Raw genomic sequence first — 20,181 nt, 5'->3', positions numbered from 1 at the left:
CCGCGGCGGCGACTCGTCACGGATGGTCGTCTCGGATCACTCCAGGGAGCCGTTCGTGACGGATCGGTCGGCGAGGGCGCGGCGGAGGCGCTCCACGGAGCGCTCGGGGTGCGGGAGGAACTCGGCGGCGACGATGCGGACCGGATGCACGCCGCTCGCCAGGAAGTCGTCGTAGCGACCGACGTCACGGGCGAACTGCCGGTTGCTCGACCGGTGGCCGTCGCCCTCGTACTCCCACGAGACCCGCTCCCGCGGGTACCAGCCGTCCGGGCGCCCGACGAAGACTCCGGCCGGTGTGAACAGCGGCACCTGGAGCAGCGGCTCAGGCAGCCCCGCCCGTACCGACGCGAGCCGGAAACGCGTCTCCTGACGCGACTCCGCCCCGTCGCGGACCAGCGCGATCGCCTCGCGGAGTCGCGCGGAACCACGCCCCCGGAAGCACGCGACCCGCTCCTGGAGCTCGACCAGGGGCACCCAGGGGCGCGGATCCGGCGGATCGCCGCGCGCCGGCGTGAGGACCAGGGCATCACCCACCGCGACGAGATCGTCGAGGTCGAGCAGCGTGCCCAGGTGGCAGAACACCGACGCCCCATCGGTGATCGGCAGCCCGTGCCGGAGGACGCGCCGCACTCGCGGATCCGAGATCGCGTGCCCGACGACCCCCGGCTGCCGGGGAGCCCGTGCCGGCGATCGCACGCTGACGTGGAGCAGTTCGGACCCGAGCGGCTGCGGCACCGGGAGCTGCCACAACCGAGCCGCTGTCAGATGGCTGAGGACCGCACCCGGCCCGAGGACGGCGAGGAGCGCCTCCGCGCGGATCTCGAGACCCTGCTCGAGGACGTCGGTGCGCACCCCGCGGAAGGGCGCACGGAGGTCTCCGCTGCGGAGCCGGCCGCGGGCGACGCCCGCGCGCGACGCCTCCGCGACCGTGAAGGGACGCCCCCGGAGGCCGTGCGGGAGGAGCGAAGGCTGCTGCATGCCGACACAGTGCCCCAGCAGCGCCACCGAGGACCGTTCTCCACAGACCCCGCCGTTCTCCACAGGCCGGCCGCGCAGTCCGATCCGTCACGGATGGTCGCCGTACCCGACCGACGACGACCAGTCGTGTCGGATCGCGCGTCAGGCCAGCGCGCGGTGCAGGTACGGGCGCAGGTCGTCGGCGAGGCGCAGTTCGCCCGCGGCCTCCGCGTCGAGGAGGGTCTGCGCGTCGTCGGCGCGGCGCTCGACGAACCAGCGGCGGAGCGCGACGCCCCGCGACGGGACCGAGAGCACCTCGACGGGGTCGCCCGCCTCGACGGAGCCGCGGTGCAGCACCCGCAGGTACGCGCCGGTGCGGCCCGCCTCGGCGAAGCGCTTCACCCACTGCGGTTCGTCGAGGTGCCGCTGGAAGGTGGCGCACGGCGTCCGGGGCATCGTCACCTCGACCTCGACGCGCTCGCCGATGCGCCAGCGCTCGCCGATCACGGCAGCCGAGAGGTCGATGCCCTCGGTGCGCAGGTTCTCGCCGAAGAACCCCGGAGGCGTGTCACGGCCGAGGCGCTCGCCCCACCACTGCGCATCCTCCGCCGCGTAGGCGTAGAGCGCCTTGGCCTCGCCGCCGTGGTGGGCGCGGTCGGCCTGCACATCCGCGTAGAGACCGAGATCGCGGACGACCACGGGGCCCTCGACGGGGCGCTTGTCGATCGCGGTCACCCCCACGCTGCCGGGGTCCGGCAGCAGGCGGTCGACGCGGCACACGGCGAGGAGTCGGGGCATCCCCACATCGTGCCACCGCTCGGACCCGCGAGGCGCGTAGGCTCCCCGGGTGCGCGCCGCGATCCCCGCTCCCCGACTCGATCCGCTCGTCCTCGACGACCTCGCCGAGGGGTACGCGGGCGACACCGGCGCCCGCGAGCACGCGGAGGGGCTGCGCTTCACCGACGTCGACCTCTCGGGGGTCGATCTGACCGCCTCCTCCTTCAGCGAGTGCGTGCTCGAGGGCGCGCTGCTCGACCGGGCCCAGCTGCGCGCCGCCTCCGTCGTCGAGTCGCGCCTCGAGCGCCTCGACGTGCCGGGGCTCTCGGCACCGCGGAGTCGCTGGCGCTCGGTCGAGCTGCTCGCCTCCCGCCTGGGCTCGGCCGAGCTCTACGAGAGCACCTTCGAGCAGGTGCGCCTCGCCGACTGCAAGCTCGGCTACGTGAACCTGCGCGGCGCGACCCTGCGCGATGTCGTGTTCGAGCGCTGCACCATCGACGAGCTCGACCTCGGCGGTGCGAGCGGATCGCGGGTGGCGTTCGTCGACTGCGACGTCCGCTCGCTCGATCTGCCGGGCGCACGGATCGACGACCTCGACCTGCGCGGAGCCGAGCTGCACGTGCTCGGCGGGCTCGACGGGCTGCGGGGGGCCGCGCTCACCGAGCTGCAGCTCGGACTCATGCTGCCGCTGTTCGCGCAGCACTTCGGGGTCCGGGTGCTGGGCTGAGCCTCAGCGCCGTCCGACGAGCCGCGTGAGCGCCCGCCGCCCGAGCAGGAACAGCGCAAGCACGAGCGTCGTCACGACCACGAAGCTCCACTGCACCCCCTGACCGGAGGCGATCCGCAGCAGCATCCCGCCGATCACCGTCGTCGCCCAGACCACGATCCCGGAGGGGACCAGCCGGTCGGGCGAGCGCCACGAGCGCGAGAGCAGCCAGCCCGCGAGCAGCGCGACGAGGAACGGCCAGAGGGTCACGAGAAGCCCGGCGACCTCGGAGCCCTCGTCGTGGCTCCGCCGCCCGATCAGCACGAAGACGAGCACGAGCACGACGTCGAGCCCGAGCCCGAGCCGTGCCCGGCGGCTCACGCCGGCTCCGTGACGAAGTCGATGAGCTGCTCCACCCGGCCGAGCAGCGCCGGCTCGAGGTCCTGGAAGGTGCGGACCTGCCCGAGGATCCGCTGCCAGGCGCGAGCGATGTCGGCCTGCTCCTCGTGCGGCCAGCCGAGCGCCTGGCAGATGCCGTGCTTCCACTCGACCGAGCGCGGGATCTCGGGCCAGCGCTCGAGTCCGACCCGCGCCGGCTTCACCGCCTGCCACACGTCGACGTAGGGGTGCCCGACGACGAGGACGTGCGCGCCGTGCGGCCCGGCCGCGACGGCGTCGGCGATGCGCGACTCCTTCGAGCCGCGGACGAGGTGGTCGACGAGAACGCCGATGCGGCGCCCGGGGCCGGGGCGGAACGCGCGCACCAGCTCGTCGAGGTTGTCCACGCCCTCGATGTACTCGACCACGACGCCCTCGATGCGCAGGTCGTGGCCCCAGACCTTCTCGACGAGCTCGGCGTCGTGCCGGCCCTCGACGTAGATGCGGCTCGGCAGGGCGACGCGCGCCTTCGCCTCGGCGACGTGGAACGACCCGGAGGCGGAGCGCGCGCGTCCGAGGTTCGCGTCGCGCTTGAGGCCGGGCGCCTTCAGCGACACCGGCTTGCCGTCGATGAGGAACCCGGGGCCGATCGGGAACACGCGGACCTTGCCGAAGCGGTCCTCGAGCTTCACCATCCGCAGCTCGACGCCCACCACGGCGCCCACGAACCCGGAGGCGACCTCCTCGACCACGAGATCGCGCACGGCCTCGACCACCGCGACCTCGACCTTGTTCCTCGCCCGCCAGTCGCCCGCGAGCACGTCCCGCCCGTACCTGTCCTCATCCACCTGGCCGAGGGTAGCGCCCACCCCTGACCCTCGCCGCACGGCGCGATGACGCCGGAATACGGGGCTCCCAGGCGCGTTGACTAGGCTGAACGCGAAAGAACGTGCTCCGGGGTCGGTGAGAGTCCGAACCGGCGGTGACAGTCCGCGAGCCGCTGACCACTTCGGTGGGAGGCGGTTGACCTGGTGGAACTCCGGGACCGACGGTGAAAGTCCGGATGGGAGGCAGCACGAGCGTCACGCGCGAGCGCGGCGCCGAACGACGGTGCCCGCGCACCGCCGATCGCACCCCCGGAGTTCGGCGACGAACGGAAGACCGGGAATGACGATCGACTTCGAGCACGCGATGCGCAGGGCGCTCGCCCTCGCCGAGCACGGGCCCGCCCGCGGAGTGAATCCGCGCGTCGGCTGCGTCGTCCTCGCGCCCGACGGCAGCACCCTCGCCGAGGGCTGGCACCACGGCGCCGGCACCGCGCACGCCGAGGTCGACGCCCTGTCCGCGCTCGCCCCGGGAGCCGCCGACGGCGCCACTGCCGTGGTCTCGCTCGAACCCTGCAACCACACCGGCCGCACCGGCCCCTGCAGCCGGGCCCTGATCGACGCCGGCATCACCCGCGTCGTCTACGCCGTGGGAGATCCGGGCGATCGGTCCTCGGGAGGCGCCGACACCCTCCGCGCGGCCGGCGTCGAGGTCGTCGAGGGCGTCCTCGCCGAGGAGGCCGAGGAGTTCCTGCACGTCTGGCTCGCCGCGACCCGCCGGCGCCGCCCCTGGGTGACGCTCAAGTGGGCGTCGACGCTCGACGGCCGCACCGCCGCCGCCGACGGCAGCAGCCGCTGGATCACGGGCACCGCCGCCCGGCAGCGGGTGCACGAGCAGCGCGCCACCGCCGACGCGATCCTCGTCGGCACCGGCACCGTGCTCGCCGACGATCCGAGCCTGACCGCGAGGGGCGACGGAGGCGAGCTGCTCGCCGATCAGCCCGTCCCGGTGGTCGTCGGCACCCGCGCGATCCCCGCCGGCGCCCGCGTGCTCGATCACCCGCGCCGCCCGGTCCTCGAGCGCACCCGCGACCTCTCCGCCGTCCTCGACCGCCTGTACGACGCCGAGGTGCGCCACGTCTACGTCGAGGGCGGCCCGACCCTCGCCTCCGCCCTCGTCGCCGGCGGGTTCGTCGACGAGTTCCTCGTCTACCTCGCGCCGGCGCTGCTCGGCGGCCCGCGCCTGGCGCTCGACGATCTCGGCGTGGAGAGCATCGGCGGCGCTCACCGCCTCGCGCTGCGCTCCGTGGAGACCCTCGGCGACGACCTCCTGGTCACCGCCCGCCCCAAGTCCGTCCTGCAGAAGGAGTCCTGATGTTCACCGGAATCATCGAGGAGATCGGCGTCGTCACCGCGATCGAGACGGGGCCCGACGCCATCCGGCTGACGGTGCGCGGTCCGCTCGCGGTCGAGGGGGCGCGGCACGGCGACTCCATCGCGGTGTCGGGCGTCTGCCTCACCGTGGTCGACCAGTCGGCGGACGGCTTCACCGCCGATGTCATGGCGCAGACCCTGCGGATGTCGACGCTCGACGGCGTGACGGTCGGCGACTCCGTGAACCTGGAGCGCGCCGCCCTGGTCGGCGACCGCCTCGGCGGCCACATCGTGCAGGGCCACATCGACGGCACCGCGACGCTGCTGTCGATCACCCCTGGAGACGCGTGGCGCGTGCTGCGCTTCTCGCTGCCTCCCGAGGCGGCTCCCCTCGTCACCGACAAGGGCTCGATCGCGGTCGACGGAGTCTCGCTGACCGTCTCGGCGATCAGCCCCGCGTCCGAGGCCGACCAGTGGTTCGAGGTCTCGCTCATCCCCGAGACCCTCGCGGCCACCACCCTCGGCGCCCGCGCCGTCGGCGAGCGGGTCAACATCGAGACCGACATCCTGGCCCGCCACGTCGAGCGGATGCTCGCCCTGCACGCCGTCACTCTTCCCGGAGGTGGGAAATGACTCTCTCCAGCATCCCCGAGGCCGTCGAGGCGCTCCGCGCCGGCCGGCCGGTCATCGTCGCCGACGACGAGGGACGTGAGAACGAGGGCGACGTCATCGTCTCGGCGCAGCTCGCGAGCCAGGAGACGATCGCCTGGATGGTGCGCAACTCCTCCGGCTTCATCTGCGCGCCGATGACCAACGAGATCGCCGACCGCCTCGAGCTGCCGCTGATGGTCGTCGACAACGAGGATCCGCGCGGCACCGCGTACACGCTCTCGGTCGACGCCGCCGACCGCCTCTCGACCGGCATCAGCGCCTCCGACCGCGCGCACACGCTCCGGGTCCTCGCCGATCCGGACGCGACGCCGTCACGACTGCACCGCCCCGGCCACATCCTGCCGCTGCGCGCCGTCGAGGGCGGCGTCCGCGAGCGCGACGGGCACACGGAGGCCGCGGTCGACCTGATGAAGCTCGCCGGCCTCTACCCCGTCGGCGCCATCTCGGAGATCGTGGCGGAGGACGGCGAGATGATGCGCCTCCCGGGCCTGATCGCCCTCGGCGAGCGCGAGGGGGTCCCCGTGACCACGGTCGCCGCGCTGATCGCGTACCTGCAGGAGTTCCACTGCGACACCGACGTCCCCCTCGCGGTGCCGGTGCCCGAGAGCGCGCGGGTGAGCTTCGAGGTCGAGACCACGGTGCCGACCACGCACGGCCCGTTCCGGGTGCGCGCCTACCGCGACCGGCAGACGGGCGCCGACCACGTCGCCGTCGTGGCGGGCACCGTCGGCGGCGAGCGCCCGACGCTCGTCCGCGTGCACTCCGAGTGCCTCACCGGCGAGGCCTTCGGCTCGCTCAAGTGCGAGTGCGGTCCGCAGCTCGATGCGGCCCTCGACACCGTGCAGCGCGACGGCGGAGTCGTCGTCTACCTCCGCGGGCACGAGGGCCGGGGCATCGGCCTGATCAACAAGCTGCGCGCCTACCGCCTGCAGGAGGACGGCCTCGACACGCTCGACGCCAACCTCGCGCTCGGCCTGCCCGCCGACGCCCGCGACTACGGGGCCGCCGTCGGCATCCTCGAGGATCTGGGGGTCTCGGACGTCCGCCTGCTGACGAACAACCCCGAGAAGGTGCGCCAGCTCACCGACCGCGGCATCACCGTCTCCGAGCGCGTCCCGCTCGTCGTCGGCGTCGGCGCGTTCAACGAGGACTACCTCGCGACCAAGCGCGACCGGATGGGCCACGACTTCACGATCGACCACCTCGACCACCTCGACGCCGGGATCGCCGGCGCCACCACGAAGGAGCAGCAGCATGGCCGGTAGCGGCGCACCCACCACCTCCCCCGTCGACGGCTCCGGCCTGCGGATCGTCGTCATCGCCGGCACCTGGCACGAGCAGATCTCGAACGGGCTGATCGCGGGCGCGAGCCGCGCGCTCGACGAGTCGGGGGCCTCCTGGTCGCTCGTGCGAGTGCCCGGGTCGTTCGAGCTGCCGGTCGCCTCGAAGGTCGCGCTCGAGGCGGGCGCCGACGCGGTGGTCGCCCTCGGCGTGATCATCCGCGGCGGCACCCCGCACTTCGAGTACGTGTCGGACGCGGCGACCTCGGGCCTCACGAACGTCTCGATCCAGACCGGCAAGCCGGTCGGCTTCGGCGTGCTGACCCTCGACACCGAGCAGCAGGGCATCGACCGGGCCGGGCTCCCCGGCTCCAAGGAGGACAAGGGCCGCGAGGCGGCGGAGGCCGCCGTCGCCACCGCGCTGCTCCTCCGCGACCTGCGCGGCTGATCCCGCCGCGGCGGCGGCCCCCTTCGTAGGGCCGTCGCCGCCCCAAGCTGGGAGATCACGGAGTAAAGTGGGCGGGTCGTCACGAGCGGCTCTACTCTTCCTCCCCCTCGACCCCCGCGGTCCGCGACGCCCGATCGACGCCTCGCCCGCCGGTTCAGGGGAGCCCCCGTCATCCGGAGCACCCTGCCTTCCATGTCTTCCTCATCCACCACAGCCGACGCTCCCTCCGCCCCGCAGAACTCCCGGGGACGCGTGATCCTCGCGAGCCTCATCGGCACGTCGATCGAGTTCTACGACTTCTACGCGTACGCGACCGCCGCCGTCCTGGTCTTCCCGACCCTCTTCTTCGTGAACGAGGACCCGGCCGTCGCGCTCCTCGCCTCCTTCGCCGTCTTCGGAGTCGCGTTCATCGCGCGCCCGATCGGATCGATCATCTTCGGCCACTTCGGCGACCGCGTCGGACGCAAGGGCACTCTGGTCGCCTCCCTGCTCACGATGGGCGTCGCGACCTTCCTGATCGGCTGCCTGCCGACCGCGCTGACGCCGGGCTGGGAGTTCCTCGCCCCGTTCCTGCTCGTCGTCATGCGCTTCTGCCAGGGCCTCGGCCTCGGCGGAGAGTGGTCGGGAGCCGCGCTGCTCGCGACCGAGAACGCGCCGGCCGGCAAGCGCGCCATCTACGGCACCTTCCCGCAGCTCGGCGCCCCGATCGGCTTCATCGTCGCCAACGTGCTCTTCCTCGTGCTCGCCAGCACGATGGACGACGAGACCTTCGCCGCGTGGGGCTGGCGCGTGCCGTTCCTCGCGAGCGCCGTGCTCGTGATCATCGGCCTCTACGTCCGCTTCAAGCTGGTCGAGACCCCCGCGTTCCAGAAGGTCGTCGACAGCGGAGAGGTGGCCAAGCTGCCCCTCGCCCGCGTCTTCGTCTCCAGCTGGCGTCCGCTCATCCTGGGCACGTTCATCATGCTCGCGACCTACGTGCTCTTCTACCTGATGACCACGTTCACGCTGACCTACGGCACGGCCGCGACCGACGGCCCCACCCCGGGCCTCGGCTACACCCGCAACGACTTCCTGATCATGCTCATCGTCGGTGTCGTCTTCTTCGGCATCTTCACGCTGGTGTCGGGTCCGCTCGCGGAGAAGTACGGCCGCCGCAAGACGCTGCTCACGGTGACCGCCGCGATCATCGTCTTCGGCCTCCTGTTCGTGCCGCTGTTCGGCGGCGGCTTCGTCGGCGTCATGGCGGTGCTCATCCTCGGCTTCACGCTGATGGGCCTGACCTTCGGGCCGATGGGCGCCGTGCTGCCCGAGCTGTTCCCGACCAACGTCCGCTACACCGGCTCGGCGATGGCCTACAACCTGGCGTCGATCCTCGGAGCGGCGCTCGCGCCGATCATCGCCGTCGCGCTCTGGCAGTCGGCCGGCGGCAGCCCCGTGCTGGTCGGCCTCTACCTCAGCGGCGCCGGCGTGCTGACGCTGATCGCGCTGCTGCTCTCGAAGGAGACCCAGCACACGGCGTACCACGACAACGTGTCGTAGGCACCCGCTCCTGCCGGTCCGGCCCGTCGGTGCACCCGGAGGGCCGGACCCGTCTCCGGGGCACGACGAGTCTGAGCCACCGCACGAGCGCACCCCGCCGTCTCGCAGCGATCAGCGGGCAGAATGGACGACGGCACGACGAGCGAGGACGGACGAGCGATGAGCACCACCACCCCGAGGCGGTCCGGCCGCCCGAAGAAGGACGACGGCCCGCGCGCCTCCTTCTCGCAGCTCGTCCCCTACCTGCTCGAGCACAAGCGCATCCTGTCCGTCGTCGTCGTCCTCAGCCTGATCGGCGCCGCGGCGAGCCTCGCGCAGCCGCTGATCGTCGGCCAGGTCATCACCCGCGTGCAGAGCGGACTCGACCTCGGGCCGCTCGTCTGGGCCCTCGTCGCCCTGGTGGTCGCCTCCGGACTCATCTCGGGCTTCGCGCACTACCTCCTCCAGCGCACCGGCGAGGGCATCGTGCTCTCGAGCCGGCGCCGGATCGTGGCACGGCTCCTCCGCCTGCCCATCCGCGAGTTCGACGCCCGCCGCACCGGCGACCTCGTCTCGCGCGTCGGCTCCGACTCGACCCTCCTGCGCGCCGTGCTCACCCAGGGGCTCGTCGACTCGATCGCCGGCTCGCTCGTCTTCGTGGGCGCCATCATCGCCATGGCGATCATCGACTGGGTCCTCCTGCTCATCATCGTCGCGGTCGTCGCCGCGGCCCTGACCCTCGCCCTCACCCTCGGCCGCGGCATCCGCACCGCGAGCCGCCAGGCGCAGGAGAAGGTCGGCGATCTCGCCGCCTCGGTCGAGCGCGCCATCAGCGCCGTCCGCACCATCCGCGCCGCCGGCGCCACCGACCGCGAGATCGCCGTGGTCGACGGCCACGCGACGGAGGCGTACCGCCTCGGCCTCCGCGTCGCCCACGTCTCCGCGCTCGTCGTCCCCGTCGCGGGCATCGCCCTGCAGGTCGCGTTCCTCGCGGTCCTCGGAGTCGGCGGCTACCGGGTCGCCTCCGGCGCCATCGACATCGCCCAGCTGGTCTCGTTCATCCTGTTCCTCTTCATGATGGTGATGCCGCTGGGCAACTTCATCGGGGCGATCACCTCCGTCAACTCGGCCCTCGGTGCGCTCGGACGCATCCAGGAGATCATCGACCTCCCCATCGAGGGCGACGGCGACGCGTCCACGGGCGGTCTCGGAGCCGGAGTGGCCGCCGACGCGATCGAGTTCGACGACGTGGTCTTCTCCTACGACCCCCGCGCCGTCGCCGAGCCGACCGAGCACGACGGCGACCGCACGGTGCTGCACGGTGTGTCGTTCACCGTTCCGCGCGGCAAGCGCACGGCGCTGGTCGGCCCGTCCGGGGCCGGCAAGAGCACGATCCTCGCCCTCATCGAACGCTTCTACGACCCGGAGGCGGGCGTCGTCCGCCTGGGGGGAGTCGACATCACCGCGATCGACCGCGACGCCCTCCGCGCGCAGATCGGCTACGTCGAGCAGGACGCGCCCGTCCTCGCCGGCACGATCCGCGAGAACCTCGTCCTCGGCCGGCCCGACGCCGACGACGCCGACTGCCGCCGCGTGCTCGAGGCCGTGAACCTCACCGACGTGCTCGAGCGCGACCCGCTCGGCCTCGACGCCCCGGTGGGCGAGAGCGGCGTCATGCTCTCGGGAGGCGAGCGCCAGCGCCTCGCGATCGGACGCGCGCTGCTGGCCGCGCCGCCCATCCTGTTGCTGGACGAGTCGACCTCGAGCCTCGACGGTCTGAACGAGCAGCGCCTGCGCCTCGCGATCGACGCCGTCGCCGAGAACCGCACCCTGCTCGTCATCGCCCACCGACTCTCGACGGTCGTCGACTCCGACCGGATCATCGTGCTCAGCAAGGGCGAGGTCGTCGGAGTCGGCACCCACTCCGAGCTCGTCGAGTCGACGCCGCTGTACCGCGATCTCGCGAAGCACCAGCTCCTGGTCTGAGCGGTTCGGGGTCAGCGCGGAGGCAGCCTCAGAGCGCCGTCCAGCCGCACGACCTCGCCGTTGAGCATCGGGTTCTCGACCACGTGACGCACGAGGGAGGCGAACTCCTCCGGGCGGCCGAGGCGGGCCGGGTGCGGCGTCGCCGACCCGAGCGCCGTCCGGGCCCGCTCCGGGAGACCGGCCAGCAGCGGGGTGTCGAACGTCCCCGGCGCGATCGAGACGACGCGGATCAGCCGCTCGGCCAGTTCCCGTGCGAGCGGCAGGGTGAGCGCGGCGACCGCGCCCTTCGACGCCGCGTAGGCCGCCTGCCCGATCTGCCCCTCGAACGCCGTGACCGACGAGGTGGTGACGAGCACGCCGCGCTCGCCGTCCACGGGCTCCCGCTCGGCGATCGAGGCGGCCGCGAGCCGCAGCACGTTCAGCGTGCCGACGGTGTTCACCCGCAGTACCCGCTCGAACGCCTCGAGCGCGAGCGGGCCGTCGCGGCCGAGGAGGCGCCCGGGAGTCGCGATGCCGGCGCAGACGACCGCGACCCGCAGCTCCCCCGCCGCCTCGATCGCGCGCGCGACGGCCTCGGAGTCGAGCACGTCGCCCGCGACCAGCGCGACGGAGCCGGGGAGGGTCGCCGAGGCGACCGCCTCCGGGAGGTCCAGCACCGTCACGCGCGCCCCGGCGTCGAGCAGCGCGATCGCCGTGGCCGCGCCGAGCCCGGAGGCGCCGCCGGCGACCAGCGCGGAGCAGCCGTCGATCCGCATGGTCAGGAGGAGGGAGTGGTGGTCGGCACGGTCGTGCCCATCGCCTCGGCCGTGCAGTTCGTCAGGGTCGCGTCGTACGCGTCGATCTCCTGCTGAGCCGACATCTGCTCGTCCGCGCTCGCTGTCTCGGCCGGCAGCGACGGGCGTTCGCCGAGGCCGTAGCGGGCGAGGCAGAGCGTGATCCGCTGCGTCAGATCGTCGCCCTCGAGGACCACCCCGCCGGTCGGCCCGACGGTGGCGCGCGGTACGGACGTCCCCGTGGTCGGCGCGGCGTCGTCGGGGACGTCCGCGGGCTGCGCGGCGCAGGCCGTCAGCGCGAGGACCGCCACGAGGAGTGACGACGCGAGGAGTGCGCGGGTTCGATCAAGCACGGGGACCTCGCTCGATTCGACGCCGACAGGATTGGCTGAGAGCGTACCGCAGGGCGTGTCCCCCGCGGCCGCCGGGCGCGATCCGGCGCACCCCGTCTAGGAGGGGGCCGCCAGAGCCCACATCGCCACGGCGCTGGCCGCCGCGACGTTGAGCGAGTCGATGCCGTGCCGCATCGGGATCTGCACGGCGACGTCCGCGGCCGCGAGCGCCTCGGCGGTCAGTCCCTCTCCCTCCGTGCCGAGGACCAGGGCGACCCGCTCGGGCGCCGAGGCCGCGAACTCGCGCAGCGGCACCGCCTCCGGGGTGAGCGCCATCGCGGCGATCGTGAAGCCCGCCGCGTGCAGGAGGGCCGCCGTGGCGTCCCAGCCGTCGACGCGGGTCCACGGCACCTGGAGCACCGTCCCCATGCTGACCCGGATCGCGCGGCGGTAGAACGGGTCGGAGCAGCGCGGCGTGACCAGCACGGCATCGGCTCCGATCGCGCCGACCGAACGGAAGATCGCGCCGACGTTGGTCGGGTCGACGACGTTCTCGAGCACCACGATCCGCCGCGCGCCGGCCAGGAGCTCGGCGGGGTCGGGCAGCGGCGGTCGCTCCATCGCCGCGATGAGGCCGCGGTGCAGGGTGCAGCCGGTCAGCTCGGCCAGCATCTCGGCGGGTCCGGTGAAGACGGGGGCGTCGAACCCGTCGACGAGGCGTGCGGCCTCGGCCGCCGAGCCGCCGAGCGCGAGGACCGAGCGCGGCCGGTGGCCGGCGGCGAGCGCGCGCTCGAGCACGAGCGCCGACTCCGCGATGTAGATCCCGTGCGGGCCGCGCGCGTTCTTCAGCGCGACGTCGGTCGCGTGGGCGTAGTCGCGGAGCCTGGGGTCCTCGAGGGAGCGGACCTCGGTCGGGTTCACCGGATCAGGCGAACGGGTCGGGGGTCAGCGTGTACTTCGTGCTGAGGTACTCGTGGATGCCCTCGAGTCCGCCCTCGCGTCCGAGACCCGACTGCTTCACTCCGCCGAACGGTGCCGCGGCGTTCGAGACGACGCCGACGTTCAGCCCCATCATCCCGGTGGCCAGGCGCTCGATCATCCGCTGCCCGCGGGCCAGATCGCGGGTGAACACGTACGAGACCAGGCCGAACTCGGTGTCGTTGGCGAGCGCGACCGCCTCGTCCTCGTCGCGGAACGGCACGATCGCCACCACCGGGCCGAAGATCTCGGTGCGCAGGATCTCGCTGGCGCCGTCGACGTCCGAGAGCACCGTCGGCTCGTAGAAGTGACCGCTGCGCTCGATGCCGTGCCCGCCGATGCGGACCCGCGCTCCGCGGCCGACGGCGTCCTCGACGAGGGAGCCGGCCTTCTCGACCGCGCGGTCGTCGATCAGCGGGCCGATGGTCACGCCGTCCTCGGTGCCGCGGCCGACGCGGAGCGCGGCGACCCGCTCCGTGAGGCGGGTCGCGAACTCCTCGGCGATCGACTCGTGGACGAAGAAGCGGTTCGCCGCGGTGCAGGCCTGGCCGATGTTGCGGAACTTCGCGAGCATCGCGCCGTCCACGGCCCTGTCGAGGTCGGCGTCCTCGAAGACGACGAACGGGGCGTTGCCGCCGAGCTCCATCGAGGTCCGCAGCACGTTCGCGGAGGCCTGCTGCAGCAGCTTCTGCCCGACCGGGGTCGATCCGGTGAACGAGACCTTCCGCAGTCGCGGGTCGGTCATGATCGGCTCCGACAGCGCGGCGGCCGACGAGGTGGTGACCACGTTGACGACTCCGTCGGGCACGCCGGCCTCGGCGAGCAGGGCGGCCAGGGCCAGGGTGGTCAGCGGAGTGAGCTCCGCGGGCTTCACGACGACGGTGCAGCCGGCGGCGAGCGCCGGGGCGATCTTGCGCGTCGCCATCGCGAGCGGGAAGTTCCACGGCGTGATGAGGTAGCAGGGCCCGACGGGGTGCTGCGAGACGATCATCCGGCCGGTGCCCTCGGGGTTCACGCCGTAGCGCCCCTGGATCCGCACGGCCTCCTCGCTGAACCAGCGGAGGAACTCGCCTCCGTAGGCCACCTCGCCGAGCGCCTCGGCGAACGGCTTGCCCATCTCGAGGGTCATCAGCAGGGCGAAGTCGTCCTTGCGCTCCTGCAGCAGGTCGAACGCCCGGCGGAGGATCTCGCCGCGCTTCCGGGGCGCCGTCGCGGCCCACGCCTCCCCTGCCGCGACCGCGGCGTCCAGCGCCCGCAGTCCGTCCTCCGGGGTCGCGTCGGCGATGGTGAGCAGGGTCGCGCCGGTCGCGGGGTCCTCGACGTCGATCGTGCCGCCGCCTGCCGCGTCCACCCAGGCTCCGCCGATGAACAGCTGCGAGGGGACGCGGGCGAGGAGGGCGGCCTCTGAGGCCTCGACGGAAGCGGGCACGGTATCGCTCTTTCTCTGCGGGACTCGGGGGGCAGTCGCGCGCGGATCGGGACCGCGCGGGAGGGGACCTCAGTCTACGGCGGCCCTCGTCAGGCCGACGGCTCGACGACGACGCCCGCCTCGGCGAGCTCGCGGAGGGCCGCCGCGCTCGCCTCCGGTGAGACGCCCGCGACGAGATCGTCGAGCACGTGCACCTCGAGCCCGGCGCTCCAGGCGTCGAGAGCCGAGGCGCGCACGCAGTAGTCGGTGGCGAGCCCGACGACGTCCAGCCGCGTCACTCCGAGACGGCTCAGCAGCGCCGGCACGGCCTCGCCGTCGGTCGTCGTGCCCTCGAACGCCGAGTACGAGGGGCGGCCCTGGCCCTTGCGGATGTGGATGTCGATCGCGTCGAGCTCGAGGCTCGGGTGGTACTCCGCCCCCGCGGTACCCGCGACGCAGTGCACCGGCCAGGTGTCGACGAAGTCGGGGGTCTCGGCGAAGTGGCCCCCGTTGTCGGAGTCGCCCCCGTCGTGCCAGTCGCGCGAGGCGAGCACCGTGTCGTAGCGGTCGCCGTGGGCGATGAGGTGCGCGTTCACACCCGACGCGACCCGGGATCCGCCCGCGACCGCGAGCGCCCCCTCCTCGGTGAAGTCGTTCTGCACGTCGACGATCAGCAGTGCCGTGGTCATCGGGGTCCTCTCGGTCGGGATCGGGTCGGGAGCGGGTCGGGTCGGGTCGTCAGGAGTCGGAGAGCGAGCCGCCGCAGCGGTAGAAGCCCGTGACCAGCGTGTCGATCGCGGTCTTCGCCGAGTCGGAGACGTCGCCGAGCGCGTAGACGGCGAAGGTCAGCACCGTGCCGTCCTGCGCGGTCACGACGCCGGCGAGGGTGTAGCCGGTGTCGATCCAGCCGGTCTTGGCGAGCACCGCGCCGTCGGCGACGGCGTTGTCCCCCGCGAAGCGGTCGGCGTAGGAGAGCGAGCCGGTCCGCCCCGACACCGGCAGGCCGTCGAGGACGATGCCGAGCTCGCCCTCCCGCGCCTGGATCTTGCGGAGGAGCGAGGTGAAGTAGGCGGGGGCCACCGCGTTGTCGTCGCTCAGCCCGGAGCCGTCGGCGATCGTGATGCCGGCGGTGTCGACTCCGTAGCCGGCGAGGCCCTGCAGCACGCCGGCCTGCTCGGCGGCGAAGTCGGTGCCCGCCCCCGTGCGGATCGCGACGAGTCTGGCGAGCATCTCGGCGATCGCGTTGTCCGAGACGAGCAGCATCTGCTGCACGAGCTCGCGCACCGGCGCCGACTCGACCGTGCCGAGCACCGTCGCGCCCGCCGGCGCCGTTCCGGCGGAGACGGTCGGATCGCCCGAGAGCTCCGATGCGAACGCCGTTCCCGCCCGCCCCACCGGGTCGGTGCCGCGGGTCGAGGTCGAGGCCGTGGGATCGGCACGGTCGCCGTCGACCTGGAGCGCCGTGATCTCGGGCATGTAGCCGTCGGTCTGCTCCTTGCGGTTCCAGCTGGGCTGCCAGGTGTCGCCCGAGAAGAGGGAGGCGTCGAGGACGACGGAGGTGATCGGCGTCCCCGCCGTCGCCGGGTCCGCGTCCCAGGAGCTCTCGACCTGCGCCGCGAGGTCGTCGAGGTGCGCGGCCCCGGCGTAGAACGACTCCTGCCCGCTCGGCAGGCGGCTCAGGGTGAGGTCTCCCCCGCCGACCAGCACGATGCTCCCCGGTTCGGAGCCCCGGACGACGGTGGTCGCGATGCGGGTGTCCGGCCCGAGGACCGCGAGGGCCGAGGCCGCGGTCAGGATCTTGAGGGCGGAGGCGGTGCGCGAGGCCGTCGTGCCGCCGCGGTCGAAGAGGACCTCGCCGGTCGCCGCGTCGACCACGCGCGCCTGCATCGACCCGAGCCGCGTGTCGGCGGCGGCCTCGGCGACCGAGCACGTCCTCAGCGCCTGCGCCGTCGCAGCCCCCGTCGGCCGCACCGACGGTGTCGGCGTCGGCGTGCTCGAGGGCGTCGTCGACGCGGTCGGAGTCGGTGTGCCGCTCGACGAGTCGTCGCGCCCGAGGGCGGTGCCCACGCCGAACGCGCCCGCACCCAGGAGGGCGAGGGCGAGCACGGCGGCGGCCACGAGGAGCCACGGCCGGCGGCGGGGAGGCGTGTCGGTCATCCCCTTCAGGGTAACCGCGGCCGTCCTGAGGACCCTGGGGCGGGAGACCGGACCGGGGAGAGCCCGTCCGGATCACGGCTGTGGAGGACCCGGCGTGCGGGGAACGGAGCCGCCTGTGGGAATCGAACCCACGACCTTCTCATTACGAGTGAGACGCTCTGCCGACTGAGCTAAGGCGGCGTGCACACGGGGCTTCGCCCCGGACACGATTACACAGCATAGCCTGCTCGCGGGCCGATGCGCGCATCCCGCGATCCGCCTCCTCCGCGCCTCAGGAGAGGGCGGCGCGCAGCTCGTCGAAGGAGCGGGCCGCGAGCCCCGGCAGGGCGTCTCGGCCGTGGTGGTCGACCCAGCCCGCCCAGGCGTGCCGCATGGCGGCCAGGCCGAGGAGCGTCAGCATCCGGGCCCGGCTCAGCACCCGCTCCGGGTCCGGCTCGTCGCGGCGCAGGCGCTCGGCGACGAGCCCCTCGACGGCGACCTCGAACTCGCGCATGCCGGCGATCTTGAGGCCGACGAGGTGCGGGTGGTCGCGGAACAGGGCGCGGCGCAGCAGGTGCAGCTCGCGGTCCTCCTCCAGCGGCTCCTCCATCGCGGAGACGAACACCGCCTGCAGCTCGTCGAGGACGGGCCCCGTGCCGGCGAGGAACACCGCCGCCGTCTCGTCGGTGATCACCGGGAGCCCGCCGACGAGGGCGTCCTCCTTCGAGGCGAAGTAGTTGAAGAAGGTGCGGGTCGAGACGTCGGCGAGCCGCGAGACGTCCTCGATCGTCACCCGATCGGGTCCTCGCTCGCTCGCGAGACGCAGGACCGCGATCTCGATGCTCCGGCGGGTGGCGAGCCGCTTGCGCTCGCGCAGGCCGGGCTGCTCCCGCGCTCCCCCTTCGATCGTGGTCCGCGCGGCTCGTCGGCCCTGTTCGCTCAGCATCTCGGATCCTCCTGGGGGACGACGCCCTCGAGCAGGTACGCGTCGACCGCGTCGTTCACGCACGAGTTCGACTTGTTGTAGGCGGTGTGACCCTCGCCCGTGTAGGTGACGAGGTGGCCGTCGGCCAGCTCGCCGGCCAGCGCCTGCGCCCAGACGTAGGGCGTCGCCGGGTCGTTGGTCGTGCCGACGACGAGGATCGGGGCGGCGCCCTCGGCGGCGATCGGCTCACGCGACCCCTCGAAGGCCACCGGCCACTCGCTGCAGAGGATGTCGCCGTAGGCCATGTACGAGCCGATCGTCGGCGCCGCCTCCTCGAGCGCGGCGGCGTCGGCGCGCATCGAGGCGGTGTCGCCGTCGTACGCGTAGTCGACGCAGTTGATCGCGAGGAAGGCCTCCGTCGAGTTGTCGCTGTACGACCCGTCGGTGTCGCGCCCGTTGTAGGCGTCGGCGTACTGGAAGGCGATCTCGGCTCCGCCGCGCCGGACGTCGGCGAGCATCTCGCTGAGCGCGCTCCAGCCGGCGGCGTCGTACAGCGGGTAGACGATCGCCGTCAGCAGCGTGCTCGACCCGAGCTGCCGGCCGTCGGCGGCGCGGATCGGAGAGGCGTCGACCCGGTCGAGCATCTCGCGCACCTGAGCCATGCCGTCGTCGACGGTCCCGGTGAACGGGCAGCCCTCCGAGTCGAGGCAGTCGGCGAGGTACGCGCGCAGCGCGCTCTCGAAGCCCTTCGACTGCTCGCGGACGACGTCGAGCGAGGAGGCGGCCGGATCGATCGCGCCGTCGAGCACGAGACGCCCGACCCGGTCGGGGTAGAGGCCGGCGTAGGTCGCGCCGAGGAAGGTGCCGTACGAGTAGCCGAGGTAGTTCAGCGTCTCGTCGCCGAGGGCGGCGCGGAGCACGTCGAGATCGCGCGCCGCGTTCGTGGTGCCCACCTCGCCGAGGAGGGCGCCGGTGCGCTCCTGGCAGGCCGCGGCGAACGCGGCGGACCCGGCCCGCTGGGCGTCGATCCACTCGTCGCTGCCGCGCTCGCCCGGGACGATGTCGTAGAGGTAGGAGTCGAGTCCCGCGGCGTCGAGGCACGACACGGCACTCGAGGCCCCGACACCGCGCGGGTCGAACCCGACGACGTCGTACTCGGCCGCCAGGTCGTCGTCGACCGCGTAGTCGGCGCTGTCGCGGATGAGGTCGACGCCCGAGCCGCCGGGGCCGCCCGGATTCACGAGGAGGGATCCGATCGCCGTGCCGCTCGCCGCGGGCCGGCGGATCAGGGCGATCGACGCGGTGCCGGCCGACGGATCGCTCCAGTCGAGCGGGACGGTCGCGTCGGTGCACTGGGCGCCGTCGCCGCAGTCGTCCCAGACCAGCACCTGGCCGTAGTAGGGCTCGAGGTCGGCGGTGACCGTCTGCGGAGCGGGGGTGGAGGTGCGGTCGGCCGACGCGCCTCCGGGGGCGAAGCACGCGGTCAGCAGGGCGGACGCCGCGAGGACGACGGCGACGGCCGACGCCCGCCGGGCGCGCCTCACGCGGCCACCGGACGACGCGCGGCGGTGACGAGCATCGCCTCGAGCGCGAGCACCGGAGAGACGTTCGCGTCGATCCGCTGGCGCGCCTCCTGGACGGCGTCGAGGACCGCGAGCGTCCGCTCTGGCGTCGTGGACTCGGCGAGCGCGATCATCTCGGCGCGGACCTCCTCGTTGATGACCCCGCCCGGGGCGCCGAGCTGGAGGCGGACGACGTCGCGGTAGAGCGAGAGCAGGTCGACGAGGATGCGGTCGAGGCCGTCGCGGAGGCTGCGCGTCGCGCGGCGCTTCTGGTCCTCCTCGAGGGCGCGCAGCTGCGACCGGAGCTGCGGGGGCACGGTGCCGCCCGGCTCCACGCCGAGCGAGCGCAGCGCCTGCTGGCGCTCGACCTCGTCGCGCTCGAGGGTGATCGCCTTCGCGTCCTCGGTGGCCACCTCGACGAGCCGTGCGGCCCCGAGCACGGCGTCCGAGACTCCGCGCAGCCGGAGCGCGATCCGCAGGGTCTCGTCGCGCCGCTCCCGCGCCTCGGAGTTCGTCGCGAGGCGGTGCGCCATGCCGATGTGGCTCTGCGCCTGGCGGGCGGCGCGCTCGGCGGTCGCCGCGTCGACTCCGTCGCGGCGCTCGAGCAGACCCGCCACGTCGTCCACGCTCGGCACCCGGAGGCGCACCGAGCGCACCCGCGAGCGGATCGTCGGCAGCAGGTCGGCCTCGCTCGGGGCGCAGAGGATCCAGACCGTGCGCTCCGGCGGCTCCTCCAGCGCCTTCAGCAGGACGTTGGAGGTGCGCTCGGCCATGCGGTCGGCGTCCTCGATCACCATCACGCGGTAGCGCGAGACCGACGGCGAGTACTGCGAGCTCGCGACCAGGCGGCGGACCTCGTCGATCGAGATGATGACGCGCTCGGTGGTGAGCACCGAGAGGTCGGGGTGCGAGCGCGCCGCGACCTGCAGGCAGTCGGGGCACTCGCCGCAGCCGCCGCGGCGGCAGAGCAGGGCGGAGGCGAACGCGTAGGCCAGGTTGGAGCGACCGGACCCGGGGGGCCCGGTGATCAGCCACGAGTGCGTCATCGCGGCCGACTCGCGCCCCTGCCCGTCGCGCGGGGTCGACGCGTCCTGCAGGGCGCCGATGGCGTGCTCCTGCCCCACGAGCTGGCTCCAGACGGTCACGG

General features: G+C 73.4%; 20 protein-coding genes, 1 tRNA gene and 1 riboswitch. Of the genes, 7 read left to right on the top strand and 14 right to left on the bottom strand.

The window, feature by feature from the left end:
* Window positions 1–36: 36 nt before the first annotated feature.
* Both GSU68_RS05220 and GSU68_RS05215 read right to left on the bottom strand, forming a co-directional pair.
* Window positions 37–978, bottom strand: a complete 942-nt coding sequence (locus GSU68_RS05220) for a hypothetical protein (RefSeq protein WP_159906105.1) — start codon at window positions 976–978, stop codon at window positions 37–39.
* Between the two features lie 141 nt (window positions 979–1,119).
* On the bottom strand, window positions 1,120–1,755 hold the full coding sequence (locus tag GSU68_RS05215; RefSeq protein ID WP_159906103.1) for an MOSC domain-containing protein: 636 nt from the start codon (window positions 1,753–1,755) through the stop codon (window positions 1,120–1,122).
* Window positions 1,756–1,804: 49 nt separating this feature from the next.
* Between GSU68_RS05215 and GSU68_RS05210 the strand changes: the two genes are divergently transcribed.
* A complete protein-coding gene (locus GSU68_RS05210; protein ID WP_159906101.1) occupies window positions 1,805–2,461 on the top strand; it encodes a pentapeptide repeat-containing protein in 657 nt (218 codons plus the stop codon).
* Window positions 2,462–2,464: 3 nt separating this feature from the next.
* On the opposite strand, the gene GSU68_RS05205 is transcribed toward GSU68_RS05210, so the two are convergent.
* Complete coding sequence (locus tag GSU68_RS05205) at window positions 2,465–2,821, bottom strand: DUF3054 domain-containing protein (RefSeq protein WP_159906099.1); 357 nt, start codon at window positions 2,819–2,821, stop codon at window positions 2,465–2,467.
* Window positions 2,818–3,666 carry a DUF3097 domain-containing protein gene (locus tag GSU68_RS05200; protein WP_167305277.1) on the bottom strand — a complete coding sequence of 283 codons (849 nt, stop codon included), beginning with the start codon at window positions 3,664–3,666 and terminating at the stop codon, window positions 2,818–2,820. The genes GSU68_RS05205 and GSU68_RS05200 overlap by 4 nt, the downstream gene beginning before the upstream one ends.
* 98 nt (window positions 3,667–3,764) lie before the next feature.
* Window positions 3,765–3,898: riboswitch (FMN riboswitch) on the top strand.
* An 87-nt stretch (window positions 3,899–3,985) separates the two neighbouring features.
* On the opposite strand from GSU68_RS05200, the gene ribD reads away from it, so the two are divergent.
* The 6 genes from ribD (at window position 3,986) to GSU68_RS05170 (ending at window position 10,920) form a co-directional block, all read left to right on the top strand.
* Window positions 3,986–5,017 (top strand): bifunctional diaminohydroxyphosphoribosylaminopyrimidine deaminase/5-amino-6-(5-phosphoribosylamino)uracil reductase RibD, encoded by a 1,032-nt coding sequence (gene ribD, locus GSU68_RS05195; RefSeq protein ID WP_244259397.1) that lies wholly within the window; start codon window positions 3,986–3,988, stop codon window positions 5,015–5,017.
* Entirely contained in the window at window positions 5,017–5,649 is a 633-nt protein-coding gene (locus tag GSU68_RS05190; protein ID WP_159906097.1) for a riboflavin synthase, read from the top strand. Before ribD ends, GSU68_RS05190 begins: the two co-directional genes overlap by 1 nt.
* The gene (ribA, locus tag GSU68_RS05185) at window positions 5,646–6,953 is read left to right on the top strand and encodes a GTP cyclohydrolase II (RefSeq protein ID WP_159906095.1); all 1,308 of its coding nucleotides are present in this window, start codon (window positions 5,646–5,648) and stop codon (window positions 6,951–6,953) included. Before GSU68_RS05190 ends, ribA begins: the two co-directional genes overlap by 4 nt.
* Window positions 6,943–7,416, top strand: a complete 474-nt coding sequence (ribH, locus tag GSU68_RS05180) for a 6,7-dimethyl-8-ribityllumazine synthase (protein ID WP_159906093.1) — start codon at window positions 6,943–6,945, stop codon at window positions 7,414–7,416. Before ribA ends, ribH begins: the two co-directional genes overlap by 11 nt.
* A 192-nt stretch (window positions 7,417–7,608) precedes the next feature.
* Complete coding sequence (locus GSU68_RS05175; RefSeq protein ID WP_159906091.1) at window positions 7,609–8,955, top strand: MFS transporter; 1,347 nt, start codon at window positions 7,609–7,611, stop codon at window positions 8,953–8,955.
* Window positions 8,956–9,114: 159 nt separating this feature from the next.
* Window positions 9,115–10,920 carry an ABC transporter ATP-binding protein gene (locus tag GSU68_RS05170; RefSeq protein WP_159906089.1) on the top strand — a complete coding sequence of 602 codons (1,806 nt, stop codon included), beginning with the start codon at window positions 9,115–9,117 and terminating at the stop codon, window positions 10,918–10,920.
* An 11-nt stretch (window positions 10,921–10,931) separates the two neighbouring features.
* Here GSU68_RS05170 and GSU68_RS05165 read toward each other — a convergent pair whose 3' ends face one another.
* From GSU68_RS05165 to GSU68_RS05120, 10 genes are all read right to left on the bottom strand, one after another.
* On the bottom strand, window positions 10,932–11,675 hold the full coding sequence (locus GSU68_RS05165; protein ID WP_159906087.1) for an SDR family NAD(P)-dependent oxidoreductase: 744 nt from the start codon (window positions 11,673–11,675) through the stop codon (window positions 10,932–10,934).
* Window positions 11,676–11,677: 2 nt separating this feature from the next.
* Window positions 11,678–12,046: a hypothetical protein gene (locus GSU68_RS05160; RefSeq protein ID WP_159906085.1), complete on the bottom strand. Its 369-nt coding sequence runs from the start codon at window positions 12,044–12,046 to the stop codon at window positions 11,678–11,680.
* 96 nt (window positions 12,047–12,142) lie between these two features.
* The gene (locus GSU68_RS05155) at window positions 12,143–12,946 is read right to left on the bottom strand and encodes an RNA methyltransferase (RefSeq protein WP_159906083.1); all 804 of its coding nucleotides are present in this window, start codon (window positions 12,944–12,946) and stop codon (window positions 12,143–12,145) included.
* A gap of 4 nt (window positions 12,947–12,950) precedes the next feature.
* The gene (locus tag GSU68_RS05150) at window positions 12,951–14,432 is read right to left on the bottom strand and encodes an NAD-dependent succinate-semialdehyde dehydrogenase (RefSeq protein ID WP_159906081.1); all 1,482 of its coding nucleotides are present in this window, start codon (window positions 14,430–14,432) and stop codon (window positions 12,951–12,953) included.
* 89 nt (window positions 14,433–14,521) lie between these two features.
* On the bottom strand, window positions 14,522–15,100 hold the full coding sequence (locus tag GSU68_RS05145) for an isochorismatase family protein (protein WP_159906079.1): 579 nt from the start codon (window positions 15,098–15,100) through the stop codon (window positions 14,522–14,524).
* 49 nt (window positions 15,101–15,149) lie between these two features.
* Window positions 15,150–16,568, bottom strand: coding sequence for a D-alanyl-D-alanine carboxypeptidase/D-alanyl-D-alanine-endopeptidase (gene dacB / locus GSU68_RS05140; protein WP_159906077.1), 1,419 nt, complete (start codon window positions 16,566–16,568; stop codon window positions 15,150–15,152).
* Window positions 16,569–16,675: 107 nt separating this feature from the next.
* Window positions 16,676–16,748 (bottom strand) — tRNA-Thr (locus tag GSU68_RS05135).
* Between the two features lie 91 nt (window positions 16,749–16,839).
* Window positions 16,840–17,493 carry a TetR/AcrR family transcriptional regulator gene (locus GSU68_RS05130; protein WP_159906075.1) on the bottom strand — a complete coding sequence of 218 codons (654 nt, stop codon included), beginning with the start codon at window positions 17,491–17,493 and terminating at the stop codon, window positions 16,840–16,842.
* Window positions 17,487–19,016 (bottom strand): alpha/beta hydrolase, encoded by a 1,530-nt coding sequence (locus GSU68_RS05125; protein WP_159906073.1) that lies wholly within the window; start codon window positions 19,014–19,016, stop codon window positions 17,487–17,489. The genes GSU68_RS05130 and GSU68_RS05125 overlap by 7 nt, the downstream gene beginning before the upstream one ends.
* Window positions 19,013–20,179, bottom strand: a complete 1,167-nt coding sequence (locus GSU68_RS05120) for a DNA polymerase III subunit delta' (RefSeq protein WP_159906071.1) — start codon at window positions 20,177–20,179, stop codon at window positions 19,013–19,015. Before GSU68_RS05120 ends, GSU68_RS05125 begins: the two co-directional genes overlap by 4 nt.
* Between the last annotated feature and the right edge of the window lie 2 nt (window positions 20,180–20,181).

It is taken from the genome of Rathayibacter sp. VKM Ac-2759, from assembly GCF_009834225.1.
In the GTDB taxonomy this organism is placed as follows: Bacteria; Actinomycetota; Actinomycetes; order Actinomycetales; family Microbacteriaceae; genus Rathayibacter.
Note: the sequence above shows the minus strand (reverse complement) of the source record. Positions and strands in the feature narration are given on the sequence as shown.

What these genes read in the sequence shown, in the direction of transcription:
- GSU68_RS05220 (WP_159906105.1), bottom strand. Translation starts at nt 978, where the DNA reads ATGCAGCAGCCTTCGCTCCTCCCGCACGGCCTCCGGGGGCGTCCCTTC.
- GSU68_RS05215 (WP_159906103.1), bottom strand. Translation starts at nt 1,755, where the DNA reads ATGCCCCGACTCCTCGCCGTGTGCCGCGTCGACCGCCTGCTGCCGGAC.
- ribD (WP_244259397.1), top strand. Translation starts at nt 3,986, where the DNA reads ATGACGATCGACTTCGAGCACGCGATGCGCAGGGCGCTCGCCCTCGCC.
- GSU68_RS05190 (WP_159906097.1), top strand. Translation starts at nt 5,017, where the DNA reads ATGTTCACCGGAATCATCGAGGAGATCGGCGTCGTCACCGCGATCGAG.
- ribA (WP_159906095.1), top strand. Translation starts at nt 5,646, where the DNA reads ATGACTCTCTCCAGCATCCCCGAGGCCGTCGAGGCGCTCCGCGCCGGC.
- ribH (WP_159906093.1), top strand. Translation starts at nt 6,943, where the DNA reads ATGGCCGGTAGCGGCGCACCCACCACCTCCCCCGTCGACGGCTCCGGC.
- GSU68_RS05175 (WP_159906091.1), top strand. Translation starts at nt 7,609, where the DNA reads ATGTCTTCCTCATCCACCACAGCCGACGCTCCCTCCGCCCCGCAGAAC.
- GSU68_RS05170 (WP_159906089.1), top strand. Translation starts at nt 9,115, where the DNA reads ATGAGCACCACCACCCCGAGGCGGTCCGGCCGCCCGAAGAAGGACGAC.
- GSU68_RS05165 (WP_159906087.1), bottom strand. Translation starts at nt 11,675, where the DNA reads ATGCGGATCGACGGCTGCTCCGCGCTGGTCGCCGGCGGCGCCTCCGGG.
- GSU68_RS05145 (WP_159906079.1), bottom strand. Translation starts at nt 15,100, where the DNA reads ATGACCACGGCACTGCTGATCGTCGACGTGCAGAACGACTTCACCGAG.
- dacB (WP_159906077.1), bottom strand. Translation starts at nt 16,568, where the DNA reads ATGACCGACACGCCTCCCCGCCGCCGGCCGTGGCTCCTCGTGGCCGCC.
- GSU68_RS05130 (WP_159906075.1), bottom strand. Translation starts at nt 17,493, where the DNA reads ATGCTGAGCGAACAGGGCCGACGAGCCGCGCGGACCACGATCGAAGGG.